The sequence below is a fragment of the Brumimicrobium sp. genome (assembly GCA_023957385.1).
Taxonomy (GTDB): domain Bacteria; phylum Bacteroidota; class Bacteroidia; order Flavobacteriales_D; family Crocinitomicaceae; genus Brumimicrobium.
In genome coordinates, this window is the sequence record JAMLGZ010000001.1 from 131,370 (window position 1) to 146,844 (window position 15,475).

General features: G+C 30.6%; 9 protein-coding genes and 1 tRNA gene. 2 read left to right on the forward strand and 8 right to left on the reverse strand.

All coding sequences use genetic code 11. The features are described from left to right. Positions 1 to 362 precede the first annotated feature (362 nt). The 3 genes from rnr to M9897_00560 are packed head-to-tail and all read right to left on the reverse strand — an operon-like array spanning position 363 to position 4,349. On the reverse strand, positions 363 to 2,486 hold the full coding sequence (gene rnr, locus M9897_00550; protein MCO5267369.1) for a ribonuclease R: 2,124 nt from the start codon (positions 2,484 to 2,486) through the stop codon (positions 363 to 365). A 5-nt stretch (positions 2,487 to 2,491) separates the two neighbouring features. Next, positions 2,492 to 3,025, reverse strand: coding sequence for a hypothetical protein (locus M9897_00555; GenBank protein ID MCO5267370.1), 534 nt, complete (start codon positions 3,023 to 3,025; stop codon positions 2,492 to 2,494). A gap of 13 nt (positions 3,026 to 3,038) precedes the next feature. Then, the gene (locus M9897_00560) at positions 3,039 to 4,349 is read right to left on the reverse strand and encodes a DNA recombination protein RmuC (GenBank protein MCO5267371.1); all 1,311 of its coding nucleotides are present in this window, start codon (positions 4,347 to 4,349) and stop codon (positions 3,039 to 3,041) included. A 198-nt stretch (positions 4,350 to 4,547) separates the two neighbouring features. Between M9897_00560 and M9897_00565 the strand changes: the two genes are divergently transcribed. Further along, positions 4,548 to 8,429 (forward strand): hypothetical protein, encoded by a 3,882-nt coding sequence (locus M9897_00565; protein ID MCO5267372.1) that lies wholly within the window; start codon positions 4,548 to 4,550, stop codon positions 8,427 to 8,429. 59 nt (positions 8,430 to 8,488) lie between these two features. Here the strand turns inward: M9897_00565 and M9897_00570 are convergent, their stop codons facing one another. From M9897_00570 to M9897_00590, 5 genes are all read right to left on the reverse strand, one after another. Next, entirely contained in the window at positions 8,489 to 9,307 is an 819-nt protein-coding gene (locus M9897_00570; GenBank protein ID MCO5267373.1) for a universal stress protein, read from the reverse strand. A gap of 163 nt (positions 9,308 to 9,470) precedes the next feature. Further along, a tRNA-Cys gene (locus tag M9897_00575) sits at positions 9,471 to 9,541 on the reverse strand. Positions 9,542 to 9,605: 64 nt separating this feature from the next. Then, positions 9,606 to 9,959, reverse strand: a complete 354-nt coding sequence (folB, locus tag M9897_00580; protein MCO5267374.1) for a dihydroneopterin aldolase — start codon at positions 9,957 to 9,959, stop codon at positions 9,606 to 9,608. A 1-nt stretch (position 9,960) separates the two neighbouring features. Next, complete coding sequence (gene gltX / locus M9897_00585; protein ID MCO5267375.1) at positions 9,961 to 11,493, reverse strand: glutamate--tRNA ligase; 1,533 nt, start codon at positions 11,491 to 11,493, stop codon at positions 9,961 to 9,963. Positions 11,494 to 11,635: 142 nt separating this feature from the next. Then, complete coding sequence (locus M9897_00590; GenBank protein MCO5267376.1) at positions 11,636 to 11,947, reverse strand: hypothetical protein; 312 nt, start codon at positions 11,945 to 11,947, stop codon at positions 11,636 to 11,638. A 171-nt stretch (positions 11,948 to 12,118) separates the two neighbouring features. Between M9897_00590 and M9897_00595 the strand changes: the two genes are divergently transcribed. Beyond that, the gene (locus tag M9897_00595; protein ID MCO5267377.1) at positions 12,119 to 15,463 is read left to right on the forward strand and encodes a hypothetical protein; all 3,345 of its coding nucleotides are present in this window, start codon (positions 12,119 to 12,121) and stop codon (positions 15,461 to 15,463) included. Positions 15,464 to 15,475: the final 12 nt, after the last annotated feature.

Below are 15,475 nucleotides of genomic sequence, written 5' to 3' on the forward strand. Positions count from 1 at the left end.
TTCACACAAAAAAAATATCAACCACTAAACCATTTTTAAAATTGTTTATAAAGATGTAAATCACTCAAAATTAACGCCTTATTTTGGTATAATATGTCAGTAACTTTTGTTTTTTTGTGCATATCTATTAAAGCAAGTTTTTATGCATAATTTAATACACCATTTCAACAGAATAATAATAATAGTAAAATATATTTTAAATTAATTTATTTATATTCTTTTATAGATAGTGAGAAAAAAAGAACGTTTGGATGTTTGAAAAATAATTTTTATCTTCTTGTTAAAATAAACTATACTAATTGATTATCAGTTATTTATAGTTAATTAATTTTGAAAATAAAACTATGATTTGATGAATATTTTTATCCTACTATTTTCATATCGATCTCCTTTTTGAATAAATCGACTTTATTTACTTTTACTAGTACTTTATCACCAAAATTGTAAGTGTATTTAGTATGTCGTCCAGTAATTTGGAATTTATTTTGATCAAAATAATATGTATCATCTGGTAAATCGTTCATCCTAACCATTCCTTCACAATTATTTTCAACTATTTTAACGTAGATACCGTGATCTGTCAAACCTGAAATAGTTCCTTCAAAAACTTGTCCCACTTTATCCAATAGGTATTTTGCTTGGAAGAACTTATTAGATTCTCTTTCTGCTTCTATAGCTTTCTTTTCTTGGTTAGATATATGCTTACAAATTTCATTTAATCTATTTCCGTAGCTCTTATTAACATTGTTTAATTTATCCAATAAAATACGGTGAACCATCAAATCTGCATATCTACGAATAGGAGATGTAAAATGGGTATAAAAATCAAAAGCAAGTCCGTAGTGACCAATATTATTGGTTTGGTAAACTGCTTTTGCCATAGAGCGAATTGCCATATTTTGAATCAAATCGTATTCTGGTGTATCACGTATTTTATCTAATAATTGATTGATTTTTTTAGCTGCAGAATCTACATCTTTTAAAGCTAAGGAATAATTAAATTTATCTATAAAAATAGAAAAGGTATTCAGTTTTTCAATATCGGGTTTATCGTGACAACGGTAAATAAATTCTTTGTTATATCCTTTATCATTATTTAATTTACCTACGTATAAAGCTACACGTTTATTAGCAAGCAACATAAATTCCTCAATGAGTTTATTTGCTTCTTTCATAATGCGTCGTTTCACTTCTATAGGATTTCCGTTTTCATCTAATACAAATCGTAATTCTTCTGATTCTATCGCTAAAGCTCCATTTTGGATACGTTCTTTTCGATAAGCTTGTGCAATATGATGAAGTGTAAGTATTACTTCACTATATTCATCTTTCTTACCTTCAATAATTTCTTGTGCTTCTTCATAGGAAAAACGATGATTAGAGCATATTACTGTTTTTCCAAACCATTGATTATGAATTTTACCATCTTGTCCTATTTCAAAAATTGCAGAGAATGCAAATTTATCTTCATTCGGACGTAAAGAGCATGCTAAGTTTGAAATTTCTTCGGGTAACATAGGAATAACTCTATCTTCTAAATAAACAGAATTTCCTCGTTTTAATGCTTCTACATCAATGGGTGAATTCGGTTGTACATAAAAACTCACATCGGCTATATGAACACCTATTTCATAATTACCATTGTCTAGTTTCTTGAATGAAAGTGCATCATCAAAATCTTTTGCATCTACAGGGTCTATTGTTAAAGTAATCTCGTCACGATAATCTCTTCTTTTTTTAACTTCATCTTGATCTAATTCAACACTTATCTTTTCAGCGATTTCAGTGACCTCTTTCGGAAAACCAGAGTCGAATTGTTTTTTAGCTAAAATAGAAAGCATTTCTGTGTTATTATCACCAGCTTCACCTAATAATTCTACAATTTCTCCATAAGGATTGTCCATATCTTTTGGCCAAGAAGTAATTCTAGCAATCGCTTTTTGACCATGCTTTCCTTCTTTTAATTTTTTTAAGGGAATAAAGATATCTACATTGATTTTTCTATCATCAGAAATTAAAAATGCAAAGTTTTTATGAATATCTAAAGTACCTACAAACAGGGTTATTTTACGTTCTATGATTTTTGTAATAACACCTTCTATTTTCCCCTTTTTTTTCTTAATTACTTGTACTTCAACTAAATCTCCTTGCAAGGCATGATTTGTACATTCTTTACTTACATAAATATCACCTTCCAATTCAGGTACGATAATATATGCAGTTCCTCTAGGGGTTGCATCTACAGTTCCTTGATAAACTGTAGTAAAACCTTCGTTAAGAATAAATTCACCACGTTGAAATTCATTTAAGAACCCATCTTTTTTAAGATCATTTAGAATGGATAAAATAAGTTTACGTAAATTTTTATCTTTAATTTGGAGAATAGCACTAATGTGTGTAGAATTATATTGCTGATCCGGATGACTTTCAAAAATTTTACGAATAGCGACTTCTAATCCTTTTTTATTTATTTTATGTTTTGACATGAATATTATTTGTTCGTATTTTGATCTATCACCTCTGCGATGATGGCTTCAGGATTTCGTATTAATTCAATTTCATCTCCGTTGAGTTGTAAATCTTTGATTGCTGTATCTCGAGTAGGTCTCCACATAACCAGAAAAATAAATGGAATTATTCCTATGTAGATATACATCATATTTTGGGTTAAAAAATAAACAACAAATGAAAATAAAGCGGGTCCTTCTAACATGGCATATCTCATAATGAGTATTGTTCTATATGAATTCATTTTAGAGATAATATCTGTTTTTTTTCTACATTCTCCTATTTTATTTTGAATAAATGTAAAGTTTAAAATAATATTAATTAGAATTATAAGAGGAACGATATATTGGAAAATATCAAATGAATCAGTCTCAACATCTTCAGGTGATAAAGGTTCTGATATAGTAAAAAACATTAAAAATCCCAGTAAAAAAAAAGGAGATAATGTGAGCGCTATATGAATAATAGCTAGATAACTAAAGTATTTTTTTGAGGTTTGAGTTTTTAGATTTTCCATATATTATCATTTATTATTCAATAACTTCTTCATCATCGTCATCTAGATTTATAGAATCATCTGTTATTTCAGGAAAAATTTGTTTTGTTTCTCCTTCACTTAACGTTTCTACATTTTTAAGTTTACGTTGTATAGCTCTTGTTCTTTTACCAATTACATCATCCAATTGATTAAGCCCTGTTTGAATATTTTTTTGTGCTTTATCCATTAAGCCACCAAAGTTTTCAAATTCTGTCTTAACAGCACCTAAAACTTGCCAAACTTCACTACTTCTTTTTTGGATAGCAAGCGTTTTAAAACCGATTTGTAAACTGTTTAAGATAGCTGCTAAAGTTGTTGGACCTGTAACAATTATCTTGTAAGTACGCTGTAACTCTTCTAATAATGCAGCTTTTCGAACTACTTCAGCGTAAATTCCTTCAAAAGGTAAGAATAAAATAGCAAAATCTGTTGTTCCAGGAGGATCAATGTATTTTTCACTAATGTCTTTTGCCATTTTCTTAATGGTTTGCTCTAAGTTTTTCTGTGCAGTGGTTATCTTATCTGGTTCCCCTTCATCATAAGCATCTTGAAGTTGCTCATAAATATCTTTTGGAAATTTAGCATCTACAGGTAACCAAATATGTTTTCCATCACTTTCTTTACCAGGCAATTTAATAGCAAATTCCACTAAATCTGAGCTATTTGCTTTTGTTTTTACATTAGCTTCGTATTGATCTGGAGCTAAGATTTGTTCGAGTAACATTGAAAGTTGTACTTCTCCAATACCACCGCGCATTTTTACGTTGCTTAGTACACGTTTTAAACCACCTACGTCATTGGCTAAATTTTTCATTTCACCCAAACCTTCTTGTACAGACTGTAGTTGTTTACCTACTGTTTCAAAAGATTGACTCAAACGTTCATTCAATGTTTTTTGTAGTTTTTCATCTACTGTCTTTCGCATTTCAGTAAGCTGGTTGTTATTGTCTTCTCGTACATCCTTTAGTTGTTTTTCAACAGATTCTCGTAAATCACCAAATTTTTGACGAATAAGTTCATTTAAATCTTTGTTGTTTTGCGTATTTGTTTCACTAAAGGTTTGTAAATTTTTTCCAAGCTCATCCCTGTTTTCTTTGGCAGTTTTTGAACTTTCTTCTCGACTACGTTGAAATTCATCCCTCATTCTCTTTTCTGTTTGTTCGAGCAGAATTCCAAATTTTTTAGTTTCAGCAATTAAATCATTTAATTGTGGACTTTCTTCTTGCTTTTGTTTTTTAGTAATAACAAGAATGATGTTGAGAACAACTAATAGAATTAATATAATTAAAAGTGTTTGTATCATGTATTTCTGACTATAAGAATGATTATCAAAGTAAAAAATAAATATAGAGATAATCTTTGATTAATTGTAAAATGAATAAAAATTGATAAAGAAGTAAACAATGATACTACCACTTAAAAATTAAAATACTCTTAAAAACAGTTTCATTATTAAACTATAACATATATCTTTATACATTTGGATACCACAAGAATGCTTATGAAGCAAAGAATCTTTTTATTATTAGTATTTCTATTTTGTTTTTTGTCATTAAAAGCACAAGATAATATACAGTTTAAAAACTTTACCATTAATGATGGTCTATCACAGAGTACCGTTACCTGTGTTGTTCAGGATCAATTCGGTATTTTATGGTTAGGAACACAAGAAGGAATCAACCGATTTGATGGAAAAAACTTTGAAGTTATTTCTATAGATAAAGGTTATGATCTAGGAAATGACAATATTATTACAAGTTTTGTAGATAAAAATAATAATATCTGGTTTGGCTCATATAATGGAATTATAAAATATGATTCCAAACTTGTTAGTTTTAAAACCTATAGTCTTGATTTTAGCGAAAGACTTGAAATTCATACTATCAAGGAAGATAATGATGGAAATTTATGGATAGGATCGGCATTTGGTAAGATTTATAAATTTGATGTTAAAAGTGAAAAATTCATTTTACTAAATGATAAAATCTTTAACTCTACAATTAAAGATATTAAATTTTTGGATGATAAGGTTTTATTGATCAGTGAATTTGAAGGTATTTTAGTTACTGATTATAATTTTAAATATCAGCGCATTATAAACCCAAAACTTGAAGAAGGTTCCTATTTCTTATTAAATAAATTTATTAATATTCCGGATCGTGCGGTTGCTGTTGTGACTGATAAAGGAGCTTTTTATTTGAATATTGCGAATGAACGATTCACTCCTCTGGGTGGCCTATATGACGAAGTAAATAATCATAATATTAAAGATGCACTTTCTATCGATGAGAATAGAGTTATTATGGCCACTGAAAATGATGGTATCTTTCTCGTTAGTAAAAATCTAAATGATAGTATAAATATATCACATTATACTGCTGATATATTTCAAAAAGGAGCATTAATTTCAAATATGATCTATGGATTATTTAAGGATAATCAAGGAGTAATATGGATTTATTCAAATAGAGGAATTAGTAGTTATAATCCAAATTTTTTAGGTTTTAGAGGGGTTAGTGCTAGTAAAGATTTATCAAAGGGATTACCTTCTCAAAATGTATGGGGCTTTGCTGAATCAAGTGATGGTAATAATTTATATATAGCGGCTGATCACGGTATATCTAATTATGATAGAAAAAAACACGTCTTTTATCACTACTATAGAGAATTTACAGGTAATGATGATTATACCACTTTATGTATTCGTATTGTTAAAAAAAATCATTTTCTGGTTGGAAGCATTGATGGTTTTTTTGAATTAGTTGTAGATTCAAATAATCCTAATATATATGAATACCATAAAATTGAATACCCAGAATCTATACAACGTGGTTTTGATTTAGTATATACTATTATTCCTTTTAAAGACAAAGAGCACTATTTAATTGGTACGCGAGGAGGAGTTATTCTATTTAACTATATAACTAAAAAATTACAATTCTTGAGTTCTTCGGATAGTCCCAATTCTATCGGGGCTGGACCATGTCGAGTTATTTTTTCTCATAAGGACAATTATTATGTTGCTCCTTCATCTGGAGGTTTATATAAAGTTGATTTAATCAATGATTCATTAGTTGTTTTTAAAAATCACGACTTTTCAACATTAAATCAAATTAGTAATTCTTATTTTTCATCAGTAATGGAGATGAATAATTCCATTTTCTGGTTTTCTACAATGGGAGATGGGTTATTCAAATTTGACTTAAACTCCAAAAAAGTTGTCCATTATGATAAATCAAAAGGCTTACCAAATGGTGTAATCTATGGTGTAAAAGCCTCTGATAAGGGTTCTGACTTCATTTGGTTATCCACAAATAAAGGTGTTATAGGTTTTAATACAAAAACAGAAAAATTCTATTCGTTTACTGATAAAGATGGTTTATTAAGTAATGAATTGAATTCTGGAGCTAGTTTTGTTTCTAAAAACGGTCAGATTTATTTTGGAGGTATTCAAGGTTATAATTATTTCTATCCACAGGAATCTTTCTATTTTAATTATAAGATAAAAGTATTCTTCTCAGGCATTGAGGTAGATAATAAAAATATACTCCCAGAAGAACATGGACTTTTAACTGAAAACATTGCATTTACAAAAAGAATTAATCTATCCTATGATAAAAGAAGTATCAAACTTAAATTTTTTGTTGATGATTTAAGTAACTCAGATAGAGTTGAATATAAGTATATTTTACGCGGTTCTAATGATGTAGAAGAAGAATTAGGAAATAATAACGAAATCCGGTTTAATTCACTCGCTCCAGGAACTTATGAGTTGTTTATTTATGCACGTCTTCCTTATCAGGAATGGGGTAATGAACCAGCACATATAATAATTGATGTAGAACGCCCATATTGGCAGACTTGGTGGTTTTATACTATTATTCTAGTTGTTATTTTCTTATTTGTTTTATATAGAGTACGTAAGAATATTGATGAAGAAAGACGTCAACAAGTTCGTTTGGAAATGCTTATTTCGGATAGAACCAGAGAATTACGTAAAAAAAATGAGCAAATTGAAGAACAACGAGAAAAATTGATTCTTCAAACAGAGGAATTGGAAAGAGAGAAAGAGAAATCAGAGCGTTTATTAAATAATGTACTGCCACGTGAAACTGCTAGTCAGTTGAAGAAAGATGGTCATTCTACAGCAAGAGAATTTTCAAAAGTATCTATTTTATTTACAGATTTTGTTGGCTTCTCTAAGATTGCTGAATCTATGCCCGCTTCAGATTTAGTAGCTATATTAGATATGCATTTCAGAAAATTTGATGAAATCATAGAAAAAAATGATTTAGAAAAAATTAAAACTATTGGTGATGCCTACATGGCCGCTGGTGGTGTACCTATTCGTAATAAAACAAACCCAATAAATACCACGTTAGCTGCTGTTCAGATTAAATATTATATGTTGCAACATAAGGTAGATCAAATAAAAAAAGGAGAACCTTATTGGAAACTGCGTATAGGGATTAATACGGGACCTGTGTATGCTGGGGTTATTGGTGCCAAACGTTATGCGTATGATGTGTGGGGAAATACAGTAAATAAAGCTCAACGAATGGAAGGTTTTTGTGAGCCTGAAAAGATTGCAGTGACTGAAGATACTTTTAACTACATTGAACCTTATTTTGAGTGTAATCCAATTGGAAAGGTAGAAATGAAAAGTGGAAACAAAATCATGATGTATGAGGTTGTTTGTATTAAACCCGAACTTTCCATTGGTGGATTGGGTATAGAACCTAATGATGCATTTGATAAATTGGTTACACTCCATCACTTTAGTAAGATTAATTACTATAAAGCAGAACGTTTTATTTTGGCTAAACTTAAAAAAGAACTGAGTCCAAAACTTCATTATCATTCGTATATACACTCTAAAGATGTTACGCGACAAGTTGAACGAATTGCTATTGAAGAGGGAATTACCGATGAAGATTTATTCCTTTTAAAATCTGCCGCTTCGTATCACGATGCTGGATTTGTAGAACAATATGAACATAACGAACCAATTGGTGCGCGTATGGCTGCAGAAATATTGCCTCGCTTTGGTTATTCAGAAGCCCATATACAGCGAATTAAAGAGTTGATATTTGTTACTGAGGTGCCACATCACCCTCAAAATAAATTGGAAGAAATTATATGCGATGCAGATTTGGATTATTTAGGACGTGATGATTTCCATGAGATTGCTGATAGATTACGTCGAGAATTGAGAGAATATGGTAAAATAAATAGCGACCGTAAGTGGGACGAAATGCAAGTTATATTTCTCGAAAAACATCGTTATTTTACTGAAACCGCCTTACGTACGAGATTAGAAAAGAAAAAGCAGAATATTGAGGAAATTAAACAGAGATTAGAGAGGAATGATTACGTTGATTAAAAGAAAAGGGGATTCAATCGAATCCCCTTTTTCTATAATATTGTTGTATTATTTTATGATTAAGAGAATAACACACTTGATCCGTACGGAGTGTCAATTGGATTAACAATCAAGGTAGGTATCTCAGCATCATTTGTAATAATATATTGCTCATAATTAGAAGCAAATCCTAAAAGATTACTCTTATTCTGGTTCATTATAGCGATTAAATCAGCATCTTTCTCAACTGCAAACTTTACAATTTCTTTATCAAACCCAGAAGGATTAGCTAATTTTGCTGTCATCTCAATACCTCTTTCTTCAAAGAATTTTTGAGCAAATAATATGTTAGCATTTACCTTATTTTTCAAGAATTCATCAGTTTCATTTGGTGTAATAACATGAACTCGTGACTGGAAATATTTTGCCATAGAAGCAACAATGGCCAACTTTTGTTTTGTTTCCTTATGTAAATCTAAAGGAACAACAATATCATTATAACCATCTACATTAACTTCTTTTTTCTGAACAATGATGAAAGGAACATTAGAATTAGTTACCACTTTCAATGCGTTTGATCCTGCGATTAATTGCCATCCAGAAGCACCATGTGTTCCCATAAAAATCAATTCTGCATGGTTTTCTGCAGCAAATTCACCAATATCTTCAAAAATATTACCAATTCTTACTTTAGGTACAATTTCAATATTGTGACTTTTGAAAGAGGCAATTACTTCTTTTAATTTTGCTTCAGATTCTTTCAGATTCTTCTCTTTTGAAACCACGTGTAGTAAATATATTTTGGCTCCTACTACTTTAGCAGTTGCTATGGCATGATTTAAAGCACAATCTGCAACTTCTGAAAAATCATGGGGTACAATGAAACTTTTAGTTGACATACTTATAAAAGGTTTATATAGTTTTTGCAAAAATAACTATTTATTCTGTTTAATGAAACAAACAATTTTGATTCTAAAGTAATAAAAATTTGGTTGAATTTCATATTTAGTAGTTAAAAAATACTTTTATAGTAGATTTCTAATAAATTGTTTGTTCATTTTGAGGTCCCGAGCGGATTCGAACCGCTGTACATGGTTTTGCAGACCACTGCCTAGCCACTCGGCCACAGGACCTTTTAATGAGCGTGCAAATATAGAAATAATTATTGGTAATAACCTTAATTAGAATACTTTTATTTTAATCTTCAAGTATGATGGCTACATTTTCTACGTTTCCTCCTATAGGTGGCGTGTGTTTTATTACTTTTACTTTTACACCAATAACACCTTTAATTTCTTTGTGAATTCGTTGATGTATGCGATTACCAACATGCTCAATTAATTTTGATCGAATAGCCATTTCTTCTGTTACTATCTTATTGATTGTAACATAGTCAACTGTATCAGAAACTTCGTCTGTCTGAAAACAAGTGTTGAAATTTGTACTTACTGAAACATCTACCGTATATCTTCCCCCAATACGCTCTTCTTCAGGCATACATCCGTGATAAGCGTATAGTTGGATTCCGTTGACTTCTATAGTGTGTTGCATGTTATCCTTTGATTTTATCAATAATAGCTAGGTTACCCTCCATTCTTTTCAATACTTCTTCTTTACCTAAAAGCACACTGATTTCAAACATACTTGGTCCTGCAGAAGCACCCGTTAATACCAATCGGAAAGGAAATAATACTTTACCCACATTTAATTCTTTTTCTTCCAAAAATGTATGGAAAGAACTTTCTAAATGTGCTGCATCAAATGGTGTAGCACTTCGTAAAACCTCAATCCAATCTTTCATAATTTGGGTGGTATCTTCTTTCCATTTTTTCTGGATGGCCTCTTTATCGAAATGTGTAGGATTTTCAAAAAGATATCTTCCTTCATTGTAAATATCTTCTACAAAAGTTGCTCGCTCTTTCATTAATCCACAAGCTGTTTCTAAATAGGTTTCGCTAACACTTTTTAATTGCTCTCCTTCTTTTTTACGAAGCATACTTGCTAATGAACCATTACTTTCTGCACGTAAATATTGTTGTTGAAACCAATTGGTCTTTTGCGCATCAAATTTAGCCCCTGATTTACTTACACGTTCAAGTGAGAAAGCCTCTACCATGTCATCTAAAGTAAAAATTTCTTGTGTTGTTCCAGGATTCCATCCTAAAAAAGCCAACATGTTGATAAAAGCATTTGGCAAATAACCTCTTTCTCTGTATCCTGAATATTTTTCTCCTTCTGCTGTAAACCAATCTAGTGGAAACACAGGAAACCCTAAACGATCTCCATCTCTTTTGGATAATTTTCCATTTCCATCTGGTCGTAGTAATAATGGTAAGTGGGCAAACTTTGGAGCTTCCCAACCAAAAGCTTCATACAATAAAACATGTAATGGTGCAGATGGTAACCATTCTTCTCCACGGATTACATGAGAAATTTCCATAGTTTTATCGTCAACAATATTTGCTAAGTGATAGGTTGGCATTCCATCACTTTTATATAATACTTTATCATCCAGATTGTTAGTATTTACAACAACCCATCCTCTAATAATATCTTCAAAGCGAACATCTTCATTGCGCGGCATTTTAAAACGAATGACATACGGATCTCCATTCGCTAATCTTCTTTCTACTTCATCTTCTGGTAAAGTAGTAGAATTTTTCATAGAAGAACGTGTAATAGCGTTATATTGCCAGTTAGGCATGTTCATTTTCTTTGCTTGCTCACGCATAAAGTCTAATTCTTCAGCGGTATCAAATGCATAGTAAGCTTTGTCATTTTTAACCAACTCTTCAGCATAAGGCATATACATTTCCTTTCTTTCGGATTGCTTGTATGGCCCGTAATTTCCTCCAATTCCTTGACCTTCTGTTGGCATAATTCCACACCACTTCAACGACTCAATTAAATACTCCTCAGCCCCTTCTACAAAACGAGTTTGATCTGTGTCTTCTATTCGTAAAATAAAAGTTCCTTTATTTTTTTTAGCAAAAAGGTAATTGTATAATGCTGTACGAACTCCTCCTATATGTAAAGGTCCTGTTGGAGATGGAGCGAATCGTACACGAACTGGTTTGTCTGACATAGATTTTCAATATTTTTTGCAAAGATAATGAAAAGAATACCAATACAAATATGAAAAATAGATGAATCACTATTCTAACATCCAAAGCTTGTTTTTCCCTTTGAATCTATCTATAAACCTTGTTTATCACTTGTTTAAACTGTTAGCATTTAAATGTATGTCCTTTTATACATTTTTTGACGCCTATAATTCCAGTGACATATCCATGCTTCCCACATACAGGACAAGAACAATCGTTAGAGGTAGAAGATTTTGATTCTTTAAATAGTGGAGATGAGTCACTTTTTAACCAAACATCATGATCATTTTTGCAAGTATATAGATAGTATCTTACATCATCTTTGGTTTTACTTTGTATGGTTTTTGATAAAGATGAATGACAGATAGGACATAATTTTGATGGAGCAAAAGAGATTAAACTAAACAGAAGAAATAAAGTAAGTGTAGTTTTCATAAAAAATAGCTTTAATTATAAATTGAATGATTGGAATGTTACAAAAACCATGCAATGTTCAATTGCTTAATTTCAATCGTTAAATAATCCTATTTTTTGTACGTTTATTGCTATGTAAAAACTGAATATAAAATCTTTTCGTTTAACTTTACATGTTATTTCAATTTGTAAATGAGTGCTTTTGAAGAATTAATATATCAAGTTGACCAATTTATTAGAAAGTATTACAAGAATCAAATGATTAAAGGAGCCTTCCTTTTTTTGATTTTGTTTCTTTCTACTTTTTTATTGGTGAGTGGCTTAGAATTTTTAGGTCAGTTTAATTCTTTTATTCGAGCTTTTCTTTTCTTTTCTTTTGTTGGTTTAAATGGGTATGTGTTAACTAAATATTTTTTGATTCCCCTTTTCAAACTTTTTTCTTTTGGAGAAAGAATTAGTCGTATTCAGGCAGCTAAAATTATTGGTGAGTTTTTTCCCTCTATCAATGATAAGTTAGTTAATACGCTTCAGTTAGAAGAAAATATCCATGACAATTCTTTGAATTTGGAATTTGTTCAAGCTAGCATTCAACAAAATGCTAAGAAATTAAATACATTTTCGTTTATTTCGGCAATTGATTACGCTTCTAATAAGAAATTCTTAAGTTTTTTTCTACCAATTCTGTTTGTGGTTATATTAGCTGGAATCTTCTTTCCAAAGTTATTTAAAGATGGTACCACAAGAGTAATAAACTTTAATCAAGTATTTGAAATCGCGCCCGATTTTATATTTAACTTGGAAAATTCCAATTTACTGGTTGAAGAAGGTAAATCAATTTTAATTGAAGCCGAAATCATTCCACAAGAAGGGAAGGCGATTCCTAATTCTGTTTATATTATTACCAGTGAAGGAGAATTTGTCATGCGAAAGAATGGAAAAACTAGAATTTCTTTTCTGCTTGAGAATTTAAGTAAAGATGTTCAATTTCATTTTAAAGTTGCGAATAATAATTCAAGATCTTATTTAGTGAAAGTTGCCAAAAGAACCTCTATTGGAAATTTAAGTGTTGATATAGATTATCCAAAATATCTCGGAAGAAATAATGAAAAGATTGATAATCCTGGTGACCTGATTTTACCTGAAGGAACTAAATTAACATGGAATGGGACAGTTAAGAATTCGAATGATTTTAAAATTATTTCGGGTGACACAACACTATCTTTTAAAGATAAATCTGGTTTTAGATACTTTCAACGTATGATGAATTCTTCTGTTCTAACTTTTGTTTTAACAAATAATCAGGTTGATAGAAAAGATACGAATCATTTTTTTATAGATGTTATTAAAGATGAATATCCTCACATTTTACTTAATTCCAAAGAAGATTCTATTCAACGAAAGAAAATTTATTTTAGTGGAAATGTTAGTGATGATTATGGTTTGTCTAGACTTATTTTTTCGTATGAAATCAAACGTAAATCTGGGCAGATAGTAAAAAAAGATACTGATGTTCCTGGGATTGATGGAATACAATCAAATTTTTCTATGTATTTTGATATCAATCAATTACCTCTCGAATTAGAAGATGAATTAACGTATTTCTTTACAGTGTATGATAATGATGGAGTGAATGGATCCAAAGGAACACGTTCAACTATATATCAATATATATCTCCTAGCCAGAAGGAATTGCAAGAACGACGTGCGGAAGACAAAAATAAGAGTCAGGAACAACTTAAAGAATTAACACGAGAAGCAAAAGAACTCAATGAACAAATTGAACAAATGAAAAAGGAATTATTGAATTCCAAAAGCTATTCTTATCAGCAACAAAAGCAGATGGAGAATTTAAAGGAACAACAAGAGTCTTTGCAAGAACGTTTACAAAAACTTAAAGAGGATCTAAAGTCTTCCTTTGATGAAAAACAGAAATTAAGTCCAAGTGATCAAAAGCTTTTAGAAAAACAGGAGCAACTTGAAAAAATGCTTGAACAGTTGATGGATCCAGAACTACTTAAGTTATTGGAAGAGCTCGAAAAAATGCTTAAGGAAAATCAAGATAAGAATATACTTGATAAATTAAATGAAAGTGAAATGTCTTCTGAACAGATGGAAAAACAGTTAGATAGAACCATGGAGATGTTAAAAATAATGGATGTACAGGAGCGTGTGGAAGATTTACAGAAAAACTTATTGGAACTAGCTAAAGAACAAGATCAATTAAGAGAGGACTTAAAAAATAATAAGATTTCAAAAGAAGATGCGCAAAAAAAACAAGAAGAATTAAATAAAGATTTCAATAAGCTACAGAATGAACTAAAAGAGATGATGGATAAAAATGATGATTTGAAACGACCTTATTCTTTTGACGGTTTAGAAGAATTATCTAAAGATATATCTAAAGATATGCAGGATGCAAAAGAGCAAATTGATAAAGGAAATAATAAGAATGCGCAAAGTAAACAAAAAGATGCAGGTGATAAAATGGAACAGGCTGCTTCTCAATTACAAGCACAAATGCAACAAAGTCAGCAAGAACAAGATGAAGAAGATGTTGCTTCTTTACGTATGTTGTTAAAAAATTTACTTAAACTGAGTTTCGATCAAGAAGCAAATATGACAAGTTTTGAATCTACGTCTATTTATGATCCTTTCTTCGTTACATTAGGTCAAGAACAGCGTAATATAATGGATAATTTTAAACCTGTTCAAGATAGTCTTCGTGCTTTAGCAAATCGTATTCCTCAGATTTCTTCTTTTATTGAGCAGGAGTTGAAGGAGATTAACAAAGAATTTGGATATATACCAGATTTAATTGGAGAACGTGAAAAACGTGCTTTATCGATGAAACAGCAATTTGTTATGATGCACCTAAATAATTTAGCGCTCTTTTTAAATGAATCTTTAGAGCAAAAACAAAAACAAATGCAATCCAATATGCCTGGTTCTGGTAATTGCTCTACTCCTGGAGGATCTGGAAAATCGGGAGAATCTGAAGAAGGAGATATGGAGGGAATGAAAGAGATGATAAAAAAGCAATTGGAAAAAATGAAAAATGGTGAAGGAAATCCGGGTGGACAAAAACCTGGAGGACAAGATGGATTACTTCCAATTCAGTCAAAAGATGCTGCTAAGATGGCTGCTGAACAAAGTGCAATGCAAAAAAAACTACAAGAATTACGTGATAAATTAAATCAAGAAGGTAAAGGTGAGGGCAATCAGTTAAATGATTTAATTAAAGAATTAGAAAAACAACAAGAAAGCCTGATTAATCGTGACTGGAATGAAGAAATGATCGAACGTCAACAAGAGATTTTGACCCGCCTTTTAGAAAGTGAGAAAGCCCTTAAAGAAAGAGGTCTTGATGAAAAAAGAGAAAGTAATTCAGGAAAAGATGAAAATTTTGGTAACCAAATTGAGTTTTTGGAGTATAAGAGACAAAAAGAGAAGCAAATTGAGTTATTAAAAACACTTGACCCTTCTTTTAGTAAATATTATAAGGATAAGGCTAATGCCTATTTTTTAGAAATAAATTAGTGCTGATTAATA